This window comes from Actinotalea sp. C106 (assembly GCF_023630195.1).
Lineage (GTDB): Bacteria > Actinomycetota > Actinomycetes > Actinomycetales > Cellulomonadaceae > Actinotalea.
This window is the reverse complement of record NZ_JALPKN010000347.1, coordinates 1-2842: the sequence shown is the minus strand read 5'-3', so window position 1 is coordinate 2842 and position 2842 is coordinate 1. Positions and strand designations below refer to the sequence as shown.

Annotated in this window: 4 protein-coding genes; all 4 read left to right on the top strand. The window is 76.5% G+C overall.

What is annotated here, in order from left to right:
- Positions 1-670, top strand: a 670-nt coding sequence (locus tag L0B03_RS16095; RefSeq protein ID WP_250447752.1) for a carbon-phosphorus lyase complex subunit PhnI, incomplete at its 5' end; no start/stop codon positions are given.
- A complete protein-coding gene (locus L0B03_RS16090; RefSeq protein ID WP_250447750.1) occupies positions 667-1629 on the top strand; it encodes an alpha-D-ribose 1-methylphosphonate 5-phosphate C-P-lyase PhnJ in 963 nt (320 codons plus the stop codon). The genes L0B03_RS16095 and L0B03_RS16090, both read left to right, overlap by 4 nt.
- Positions 1626-2513, top strand: a complete 888-nt coding sequence (locus L0B03_RS16085) for an ATP-binding cassette domain-containing protein (protein ID WP_250447747.1) — start codon at positions 1626-1628, stop codon at positions 2511-2513. Before L0B03_RS16090 ends, L0B03_RS16085 begins: the two co-directional genes overlap by 4 nt.
- Positions 2510-2842, top strand: a 333-nt coding sequence (locus L0B03_RS16080) for an ATP-binding cassette domain-containing protein (protein WP_250447745.1), incomplete at its 3' end; no start/stop codon positions are given. The genes L0B03_RS16085 and L0B03_RS16080, both read left to right, overlap by 4 nt.

Below are 2842 nucleotides of genomic sequence, written 5' to 3'. Positions count from 1 at the left end.
GGCGGACGAGGCCCCCGGCGCCGCCGAGCAGCCGGCCCTGACCGAGCCGGGTGACGGCAGGGGCGACGCCCCCTCGCGCGCCGCGACCGGTCGGGTGCGGGACCTGCTGCGCGGCGTCCCGGTGATCGCCACCGAGGCGACCGCGGACGGCGCCGACCCTGCGCGCTCGGTGCTGGTCGCCCCGTTCAGCCGCGAGACCCGCCTCGGCGTCCTGGCCCGGGCCGAGACCGCCTCCCTGGTCTCCCTCGCCTCGCTGGTCCTCGCCGAGCGGCGCGAGGCGGTCCTCGTGGAGGGCACCACCTCGGTCGCCGACCTGCGGGTGCCGCATCCGCGCACCGGCGTGGCCTGCCGTGTCGCCGAGGTGCCTGTCGCCGAGGCCGAGGCCGTCGTGGACGCCGAGGTCGACGGCCTGCCCGGGTTCGCCGTGGGCTGGGGCGGGTCCCTCGGTGCCAACGAGCGGCGCGTCATCGCCCTGGCCCTGCTCGACGGCGCGCTGCAGGGCGGGGACGAGGCGGCGGCCCGCCTGACCCTGGACACCCAGACGGTCCTCGCCGCGACCGACGGCGCGGCGACCAACGGCTTCGTCGAGCACCTGCGCCTGCCGCACTACGCGAGCTTCGCCTCCTACCTGGCCCAGGCCCGCCCCGTCCCCGAGGAGCCCACCCGATGAGCGCGCCGCCCGTCAGCCCGCCGCCCATGAGCCCGCCCCCACCTGCCCACCCGCCCTCGACCGTGGCCGCGCTCGCCGCCGAGCACGGGCGGACGCAGTCCTTCGCCTACCTCGACGAGACCACCAAGCGCCACGTGCGCCGGGCGCTGCTCAAGGCCCTCGCGATGCCGGGCCGTCAGGTGCCGTTCGCCTCGCGCGAGATGCCCGTCGCCCGAGGCTGGGGCAGCGGCGGCCTCCAGGTCACCCTCTCGCTCGTCGGCCCGCAGGACGTCGTGAAGGTCATCGACCAGGGCTCGGACGCCTCGGTCAACGGCGCGGCCATGCGCCGCCTGATCACCACGAGCGCGGGGTGCGCCCAGACGACCTCGACCGCCGAGGCGACCATCGTCCAGAGCCGTCACCGCATCCCCGAGACCCCGATGCGGCCCGACCAGCTGCTGGTCCTGCAGGTGCCGCACCCCGAGCCCCTGCGTCGGGTGGTCCCGGACGAGGTCACCGCGATGCGTCACCACGCCGACGGCGACTACACCCCGGCCTGGCTCGACCTGTACGACGACGAGGCCCGGCACGGCGCCTCCAGGACCGGGGCCGACCACCCGGTCCTGGTCTCGGGTCGCGAGCCCGCCGCGGGCCAGGTGCCTGTCCGGACGCTGATGAGCCCGAGCCCGATCCCCCGGTTCGACGTGCTGCGCCTGGACCGGCTGCCGCACCCGATCCTGCTGGGGGCCGGCCGCCGCGCACGGGTCACCGCGCTGCCCCCGTACACGCGGGTGCTGCCGCTGGCCTTCGACGACCGCCCCCTGCGCCCCGAACCTGCCGACGCGCCGTGCGAGCGCTGCGGGAGCACGACGTCGTACCGGGTGCCGACGGCGAGCAGGTTCGAGCTCGGGGTGGTGGACGGCACCGGTGCCTGGTGCTGCAGCGACGTCGACGCGTGCCGGACCAGGAGGGCCTCGTGACCACCGCACCGATCCTCGCCCTCGCGCCAGCCGCCCGTCCTCGGGCCTCCCTGCTGCCCCCGCCCCCCGTGCTGCAGGTGCGCGGCCTGAGCAGGTCCTTCGGGCCGGGGTGCCGGCGGTGCGCCGACCTCACGGGGCACGCGGCCGGCACCAGTGCCTGCCCGAGCTGCGGGACCGTGGTCGCCGTCCACGAGGTGTCCTTCGAGGTCGGCGCCGGGGAGGTCCTCGGCGTCGTCGGCGAGTCCGGCTCGGGCAAGACGACCCTGCTCCGCTCGTTGCACCTGGACGAGACCCCCGACCGCGGCCAGGTCGAGGTCCTCGGGTACGGGGACCTGCTCACCTCGAGGACCCCCCGCAGCGAGCTGCGGCGCTCCGCGGTGGTCATGGTCCACCAGAACGCCCTGGCAGCAGGGCTCTCCCCGGCGCTGGCTGCAGAGTCCAACGTCGCCGAGCGGTTGCTGCACACCGGGGTCCGGGACCTCGCGCAGGTGCGCGAGCGGGTCGCGGCGCTGCTCACCGCGCTCGACATCCCCGCCGCACGGCACCAGGACGCGCTGTCGACGTTCTCGGGCGGGATGAAGCAGCGGGTGCAGCTGGCCAGGGCCCTCGTGGAGCCGCCCTCGGTCCTGCTGCTCGACGAGCCCACGACCGGGCTGGACCCGTCGGTGCAGGCCGGTCTGCTCGAGGCCGTGCAGGACGTCGCGGACCGGCTCGGGGCGGCCACCGTCGTCGTCTCCCACGACCTGGGGGTGGTCGAGGTGCTCGCCGACCGGGTGGTCGTCCTGCACCACGGGCGGGTGGTCGAGCACGGGCTGACCGACCAGGTGCTCGAGGACCCGCAGCACCCCTACACGCAGCTGCTCATCTCGAGCAGGCTCGCATGAGCGCCGGCACGGCGGTCCTCGCCGCGGACGGGGTGGCCAAGACCTTCGAGGGCGGCAGGGTCCGCGCCCTGGACGGCGTGGGGGTGCGGGTGCTGCCCGGGTCGCTCACCGTCGTCGCCGGCGGGCCCGGCTCCGGGCGCACCACCCTCCTGCGCTGCCTGAGCGGCGCCTACCGACCCGACGCGGGCTCGGTGCGGCTGACCCTCGACGGGCAGAGCCTCGACCTCGCGACCGCCGACGTCCGGGCCCTCGCGTGGGTCCGCCGCCACCATCTCGCCGTGGCCGACCGGCCCCCCGCCGTCCCACCGCGCCAGCCTAAGTCGGAGGCC